Here is a 7,701-nt window from a genome sequence, read left to right as displayed (position 1 = left end):
CCCTGAACCGGCGCGGGGGCGGCCGGCGGGGAGGGGGCCGCCCCCGCGCCGGTTCAGGGAGCCGGGAACTCCCCCGTCCACCAGGCGGCGGTCGCCGCGGGGAGGACGCCGTCCGGGCAGGGGCCGCTGGCCAGCAGCGGCGCCCCGGGGACGGGGGCGGGGACCGGCTCGGTGCCGAAGTTGACGGCGCAGACCAGGCCGTCGCCGCGGACGACGGCGAGGACCTGCGGCGGGGCGTCCAGCCAGCGCAGGGTGCCGTCGCCGAGCTGGGGCAGGCTGCGGCGCAGCTGGAGGCCGTCGCGGTAGAGGTGCCAGAAGGAGCGGGTGTCTGCGAGGGCGCGGTCGGTGGCGTGCTCGGCGAACCACTCGGGCTGCGGCAGCCACGGCCGGGCGCCGTCCGCGGCCTGCGTGAAGCCGAACGGGGAGGCGTGCCCGGACCAGGGCAGCGGCACCCGGCAGCCGTCCCGGACGTGCTTGCGGCTGCCGGTGCGGCGGAAGATCGGGTCGGTGAGGACCTCGTCGGGCAGGTCGAGGACCTCGGGGAGGCCGAGCTCCTCGCCCTGGTAGACGTACGCGGCCCCGGGCAGGGCGAGCATCAGCAGGGCGGCGGCGCGGGCGCGGGCGGCTCCGAGCCCGCTGCCCTCGACGCCCGGCTCGCCGGCGTAGCGGGTGACCGTGCGGACCTGGTCGTGGTTGTTGAGGACCCAGGTGACGGTGGACCCGGTGCCGGCGATGTCCCGCATCGCCTCGGAGATCGTCGAGCGGAAGGCGTCCGCGTCCCAGGGGGCGCTGAGCAGGTCGAAGAAGAACGCCTGGTGGAGCTCGTCGGGGCGGACGTACTCGGCGTGCTCGCGGGCGGTCGGCACGGAGACCTCGCCGACGAGGAGCCGCTCGTGGCCGTCGCGGGCGGTGTACTCCTCGCAGACGGCGCGCCAGCGGCGCCACACGCCGTGGACCTCGGGCTGGTTCCAGGCGAGCTGGTTGACGGCGTCGCGGGCGCGCTCGTCGGCCTCGGGGTCGTCGGAGTCGGGCAGCTCGGGGTGCTTGAACAGGCCGGCGGCGACGTCGATGCGGAAGCCGTCGACACCGCGGTCCAGCCAGAACCGCAGGATCCGCTCGAAGTCGTCGCCGACGGCCGGGTTCCGCCAGTTCAGGTCGGGCTGCTCGGGAGTGAACAGGTGCAGGTACCACTCGCCGGGGGTGCCGTCCGGGCCGGTGGTCCGGGACCAGGCGGGGCCGCCGAACATGGCGCGCCAGTTGTTCGGCGGCTCCGCGCCGTCCGGGCCGCGGCCGGGGGCGAAGTGGAAGCGGGAGCGGGCCGCGCTGCCGGGGGCGGCTGCGAGCGCCTCGCGGAACCAGGGGTGCTCGCTGGAGCAGTGGTTCGGAACGATGTCGAGGAGGACGCGCAGGCCGAGGCGGCGGGCGTCCGCCGTCAGCCGGTCGAACTCGGCGAGGTCGCCGTAGACGGGGTCGACGCCGCAGTAGTCGGCGACGTCGTAGCCGTGGTCGTGCTGCGGCGAGGGGTAGAAGGGGCTGAGCCAGATGCCGTCGACGCCGAGCTTCCTGAGGTAGGGCAGCCCGGCCCGGACGCCGGCCAGGTCGCCGATGCCGTCCCCGGTGCTGTCGAGGAAGCTGCGGACATAGACCTGGTAGATCACCGCGTCGCGCCACCAGGCATCGGGGGCGGCGGCTGAGCGGGAGGGGAGGCCGGAGTCGGCCGGAAGGGTGCTGAGCATCTCGCGTCGACCTGTTTCTGCTGAATGCGAGAGCGCCCTAGATCAGGTGCGCTGTTATGCATGCATGTTAAGTAGCAGCGACCGGAAGGTGTCAACGGTGTGTCCAGAAACCGGCGGTGAGATGGGGGTTTTGCCCCTGTAAGGGCTTGATCTGCCGCGCGAAAAACGAAGGGCGACTACTTAACATGTAAGTAGTCGCCCTGGAGGAGGTGCGGATGACGGGGAGTGCCGCCCGCCGGCTGCGGCGGCCGCGGCGGCCGCCTCTGTCAGCCCTTGCGGGTGAGCGCGTCGAGCTCGCGCGCCAGCCGCGCGACGGCCTGCTCGGGCGTCTGACGCAGTGCGAGCAGGTCCTGCGCCACGGCCTGGACCGCGATGCTCACCTGGTCGTAGCGGGGGCTCTTGGGCCGCGGCACGGCCGACATCACGCTCTCGCGGAGCACCGGCAGGTACGGGTACGCGCGCACCAGCTCGGGATCCTCGTACAGGGCGGCCCGCACCGGCGGCAGCGCCCCCTCGGTGAGGACCTTGCGCTGCACCGGTTCGCTGGTCAGGTAGGAGATCAGGTCGGCCGCCGACGCGGGATGCCGCGAGCGGCTGCTGACCGCGAGGTTGGAGCCGCCGAGGACGCTGGTGCCCGGCCCGTCGGGCCCGGGCAGCGGCACGGCGCCGAAGCGGCCCGCGACCTTCGAGTCCGGCCCGCTCGCCTCCGCGTACACGTACGGCCAGTTCCGCAGGAAGAGCAGGCGGCCGTCCTGGAACGCCCGCCGGGACTCCTCCTCCTTCCAGCCGAGCGCGTCGCGGGGGATCCAGCCCTCCCGGACGCCGTCGGCGAGGAACCGCAGGCCGGCCCGCGCGGCGGGCGAGTCGACGGCCACCTGCGCGCCGTCGTCGCGCAGGACGGCCCCGCCGGCCGAGTGCACGGCCTCCGTGACGTTGACGGTGAGCCCCTCGTACGGCAGGAACTGGCCCGCATAGCCGTCGAGCCCGTGCCGCGGGGCGACCTCGGCCGCCTGCCGGGCCAGCTCCGCCCAGGTGCCCGGCGGCTTCTCGCCCTCCCGCTCCAGGACGTCCTTGCGGTAGTAGAGCAGTCCGGCGTTGGTGACGTAGGGGACCGCGTACAGCCGGCCCTCGAAGGTGGCCGTGTCGACGACCGGGCGCAGGAAGGACCCCAGCGGGAAGCGGTCGCGCGGCAGCGGGGCGATCCAGCCGGCGGCGGCGAACTCCGAGGTCCAGGCGACGTCGATGTTGAGCACGTCGAAGCGGCTGCTGCCGGAGCGCAGTTCGCTGGTCATCTGGGCGCGCGTCTCGTCCGCGGACTCGGGCAGCTCGACGAGGGTGACGCGCTCACCGGGGTGCTGCTCGTTCCACTCGTCGAGGAGCGGGGAGAGGTAGTCGGTGAGGTCGCCGGCCGTCGCGAGCGTCAGCGGCCCGCGGGCCGGCGCCTGCGCGCCGGCGTCGCCGCGGGCGCCGAAGCCGGCGTACCCCGCGAGCACCACCGCCGCGACCAGGAGAGCCCTGCCCGCGGCACGCATCCACCGCACAGGTTCCTCCCAGTACACGATCCGGCTGCGTCGCCGACCAGTACGGCCTATATATACCTGTTAGGCATGGGCGATACTAGACGCCCAGGCAGGGCGGGGCGGGCGGCGGTGCCACCGGACCGCTGCAGGGGTCAACGGTCGGCCAAGGTGCGGGAAGGAGGGGGGAGCGCGTGCGTCTGCCGCTCCTGGCACTCCTGACCCGCGGCCCCGCCCACGGCTACGAGCTCAAGCAGGACCTTGAGAAGCTCCTGGGCGCCGCGTACCCTCAGCCGAACGTGGGCCAGGTCTACGTCACCCTCGGACGGCTGGAGAAGAGCGGCCTGATCGAGGGCGAGGACGTCGAGCAGTCGGGCCGGCCCAACAAGCGCACCTACCGGCTGACGGACGCCGGGCGCGAGGCGGTGCTCGCCTGGTTCGAGGACACCGCCGAGGAGCCCCGGGTACGGGACGAGTTCTTCATGAAGCTCGCCCTCGCGCCGCAGTCGGGGATGGCCGATCCGATCGCGCTGATCAACCGGCAGCGGCGGCAGTACCTCAACACCATGCGGGACCTGTCGAAGCTGGCCGCTGCCGAGGACCGCGACAACAAGATCTCCCAACTGCTGATCGAGGGCGCCATGCTGCACCTCCAGGCCGACCTCGACTGGCTGGAACGCTGCCAGGAGGAGCTGGAATGAGCGACGACGCCGCCGGCGGCGCTCCTGCCGCGCCCGGGCCCGCGCCGGAGCCCATCGTGCGCGCCGAGGGCCTGACCAAGACGCACCACGGCGAGGGCGCCCCCGTGCACGCGGTGCGCGGGGTGGACCTGACCGTCCGGCCGGGCGAGTTCGTCGCGGTCACCGGGCCCTCCGGAGCGGGGAAGTCCACGCTGCTGCACCTGATCGGCGGGCTCCAGCGCCCGGACGGCGGGAAGCTGTGGATCGGCGGGCAGCGCGTCGACACCTTCCGCGAGGCCCGCTGGGCGGTCCTGCGGCGCCGCAGCATCGGCGTCGTCTTCCAGTTCTTCAACCTGGTCTCCAACCTGACCGTCGCCGACAACGTCGAACTGCCCGCCCTGCTGGCGGGCGCCTCCCCGAAGGCGGCGCGGGACTCGCGGGCCGAGCTCCTGGCCGAGCTGGGCCTGGAGGGCCGGGAGCGGGCGATGCCGGGCGAGCTGTCCGGCGGCGAGCAGCAGCGGGTCGCGCTCGCCCGCGCACTGGTCAACCACCCCGCCCTGCTGCTGGCCGACGAGCCGGCCGGCAGTCTCGACAGCAAGGGCACCCGCGAGGTGCTGCGCCTGCTCTCCCGCTTCCACCAGCGCGGCCAGACGATCGTGATGGTGACGCACGACGCCCGCATGGCCAGCGCCGCCGACCGCGTCATCAGCTTCTTCGACGGGCGCATCGCCGACGACGCGCGGCTCGGCGGCGGCCGCCGCGAGAAGCCCGGCGGCGTCTCCCGCGTCCTGGACCTGAAGGAGTGACCGTGCGGGCCACGCTGCGCTGGGCGCACGCCGACTTCCGCGCACACCGCGGCGAAGCCCTCTTCGTCGTCCTCGCCAGTGCCGGGATCATCGCCTCGCTGCTGCTGGCCGGGGCCCTGTTCGGGTACGCGGCGAACCCCTGGCAGCGGATCTTCAACCAGTCCCAGGGCGCCCACGTGTGGCTGCACACCCGGCCCGCGGCCGGCGCCCCGGCCGGAGCGGACGCCGCCGACGCGGAGGCACTGTCCGGACTGGACGGGGTCGCCGCGCTGTCGGGGCCCTTCCGCACGGCCGCCGCGACGGCCGAGTCGCGCGGTACGCGGGCCCCGCTGACGCTGCGCGCGGCCGGGGCGGAGCCCCCGCACACGGGCCGGCCGCTCGTCACCGCGGGCGGCTGGCTGCCCGCCGCCGAGGACGGGGGCCCGCCGGCCGGGGCCGTCGTCCTGGAGCGGGCCCTCGCGCGGGCACTGTGGGCCGAGCCGGGCGACACCGTGCGCCTCACCGGGGCGGACGGCGCCCCGCACGCCCTGCGCGTGGCCGGGATCGCCGAGACCGCCGAGACCCGCTACCGGCCCGGCGGCGCGCCCGGCCTCGGCTGGGTGTCCCCCGCCACGCTCGACGCGGTCGCGGCCGGGCAGGTCGGGCAGAGCGTCGGGCTGCGCCTGGCGGACCCCGCCGACACCGACTTCACCGTGCAGCGCGCCGTGACCGTCCTCGGCGCGGACCGGGTGGCGCAGGTCGCCAAGTGGCAGCAGGCGCGGGCGGAGGCCGGCGGGGACGACCGCCTCCTCGGGCAGGTCTTCGCCGTGTTCGGGGTGGGTGCGCTGCTCGCGGCGGCCCTCGCCGCGTCCGGGGCCATCGCCGCCCGGGTCCGGGGGCAGCTGCGGGACATCGCCGTCCTCAAGGCCGTAGGGTTCACGCCCGGGCAGGTGACCCGCGGGTTCCTCGTGCAGCACCTGGCCTTCGCCGTCCTCGGCGTGGCCCTCGGCACGGCCGCGATCGGCCTGCTGGGCGCCCGGATACCGGGCCGGATCGGGGAGGCCGCACAGGTGTGGCCGGACCTGCCCGGCCACACCGCGCTGATGATCGGCGTCCCGTGCGGGGCGGTGCTGCTGATCGCCGCCGCCACCGGGCTGTCGGCGTGGCGGGCCGGGCGCGTACCACCGGTGCCGGTGGCGCGGGCGGCGCTGCCGTCCGCGGCTCCGATGACGGCGCTCGGCCGGCGGGCGCTCGGCCTGCGGGTGCCGCCCGCGCTGGTACTGGGCTGGCGGGCGGCGTTCCCGCGGCGGGGCAGGACGCTCGCCGCGGTGGCCCGGCTCGCCCTGCCGCTGGCCCTGGTCACCGTCGCCCTCGTCGCGTGGTCGACGCTGGACCAGTTCCGCAGCCGGCCCGCGCAGGTCGGCCTGGCGGCCGCCCTCACCGTGCGGGCCCCGCAGCCCGCCGGGCCGTCCGACGCCGAAGCGGAGCGGCTCCTGGCCGCCGTGCCCGGGGTGTCCTCGGTCCATCCGGGCGCGGAGATGGCGGCGCTCGTCCCGGGGCAGACCGGCACGATCACCCTCCGCGGGCTGGGCTCCGCCCGCGAGCCGTACCCGTCCGCGGTGGTGGAGGGCCGCGCCGCCGGCGGGCCGGACGAGGCCGTGGCCGGTCAGGGGCTGCTGGACCTGCTCGGGGTGCGGGTCGGGGACTGGGTGCGGATGACCGTCGCGGGGCGGCCGCAGATCCTCCACGTCGTCGGCCGGACCATCGAGCCGGAGTCCGGGGGCCGGGTGATCACCACGACGATGGACACGCTGCGCGAACGGGATCCGCACCTGCGCCCCGACCACCACGCCCTGGTGCTGCGCGACGGCGCCGACCCGCGGGAGGTCCGGGACGCCGTCGACCGCGCGGCGGCCGGGACGCTGGAGGTCCGGCAGGCCCCCAGCCCCGTCGAGGGGCTGGAGCCCGCCCGCGCGGTGATCGCCGCGCTGGTCGGGGTACTGGCGCTGATCGGGCTGACGGAGGTGCTGACGCTGGTCAGCACGGGCGTCCGGGACCGCGGCCGGGACCTGCTGGCGCTGAAGGCGATCGGGCTGACGCCCCGGCAGATCAGCGCGACGATCGTGACGGCCGCAGTGCTGACCGCCCTGGCGGCCGCACTGGCGGGGATGGCGGCGGGCGCCCTCTGCGGCGTCCTGCTGGTCGACCTGCAGGCCGCGTCAAGCGGTATCGGCGCGGGCATCGCCCGCCTCCCGCAGCCGCCGGTCCTGGCGGCTGTCGCGGCCGCGGCGGTCCTCGGGGCGGCGGCCGCGGCCGTCCTCCCCGCGACCCGCACGGCGCGCCGGCGCCTGGCGGACTCCCTCAGCGAAACCCTCTGAAACCCGGCAGCCCCGGATGGTTCCGTGACATACGTCACGGACCTCAGGCGGGCCGCGCCGGCTCGCCCGCCGAGCCGAGTGATTGACATATCGCTATTTGTCCGTTTTGGCGGCGACATTCCTCTCTCCTGCGTAAAAGGGAATTCACGGCGACCGGGCTCCTCGCCGGGACTGCACTGTTCAGAGCAGTTCCTGGCAGGCCGTCAGACCGCCCCGCACACTCGGCGCCTCGGGCAATACATGATCGCAGGCGTATTTCAAGCCGCGTTCCGGATCTCCCCCGGAAACGGATTGGGGGAACTTGCCAGCGCGTTGCCGGTCTTCTGAGAATGGCGACTCCTCCGGCGCCGGGTTCCGTCACCGCCGCCGGAAGCTTCGCGATCACCGAATGAGGTCACATGCAGAAGCACCGGAAGAAGAAAACGCACTACAGGAAAATAGCCGTCGCCGTCGGCGCCGCGGGAATACTGGGCGTGCCGACCGCGGCCATGGCCTGCTTCGACACGCAGGACGCGCCCCGCCCCCGGGCCGCCGAACGGCACGAGTCCCGCACCTGGCAGCACACCGCCGCCGAGGCTGCCCCCGCCGCACCCGAGGCCCCCGAG

At 75.1% G+C, this 7,701-nt stretch carries 5 protein-coding genes and 1 pseudogene; 4 read left to right on the top strand and 2 right to left on the bottom strand.

Annotated features, from left to right (window positions below):
- Positions 1–53: 53 nt before the first annotated feature.
- Together EF903_RS24950 and EF903_RS24945 are read right to left on the bottom strand one after the other, a co-directional pair.
- Complete coding sequence (locus EF903_RS24950; protein WP_125546773.1) at positions 54–1,736, bottom strand: glycoside hydrolase family 13 protein; 1,683 nt, start codon at positions 1,734–1,736, stop codon at positions 54–56.
- A gap of 266 nt (positions 1,737–2,002) precedes the next feature.
- The gene (locus EF903_RS24945; RefSeq protein WP_125546771.1) at positions 2,003–3,277 is read right to left on the bottom strand and encodes an ABC transporter substrate-binding protein; all 1,275 of its coding nucleotides are present in this window, start codon (positions 3,275–3,277) and stop codon (positions 2,003–2,005) included.
- Between the two features lie 170 nt (positions 3,278–3,447).
- On the opposite strand from EF903_RS24945, the gene EF903_RS24940 reads away from it, so the two are divergent.
- The 4 genes and pseudogenes from EF903_RS24940 to EF903_RS24925 all read left to right on the top strand — a co-directional run.
- On the top strand, positions 3,448–3,954 hold the full coding sequence (locus EF903_RS24940; protein WP_125546770.1) for a PadR family transcriptional regulator: 507 nt from the start codon (positions 3,448–3,450) through the stop codon (positions 3,952–3,954).
- Complete coding sequence (locus EF903_RS24935; RefSeq protein ID WP_125546768.1) at positions 3,951–4,739, top strand: ABC transporter ATP-binding protein; 789 nt, start codon at positions 3,951–3,953, stop codon at positions 4,737–4,739. The genes EF903_RS24940 and EF903_RS24935 overlap by 4 nt, the downstream gene beginning before the upstream one ends.
- Before the next feature lie 2 nt (positions 4,740–4,741).
- Positions 4,742–7,096, top strand: coding sequence for an FtsX-like permease family protein (locus EF903_RS24930; protein WP_125546765.1), 2,355 nt, complete (start codon positions 4,742–4,744; stop codon positions 7,094–7,096).
- 398 nt (positions 7,097–7,494) lie between these two features.
- A pseudogene (locus EF903_RS24925) lies at positions 7,495–7,701 on the top strand (hypothetical protein); the annotation flags it as partial.

The organism is Streptomyces sp. WAC05292 (genome assembly GCF_003949955.1).
Lineage (GTDB): Bacteria > Actinomycetota > Actinomycetes > Streptomycetales > Streptomycetaceae > Streptomyces > Streptomyces globosus.
This window is presented reverse-complemented; position numbering and strand designations above follow the sequence as displayed.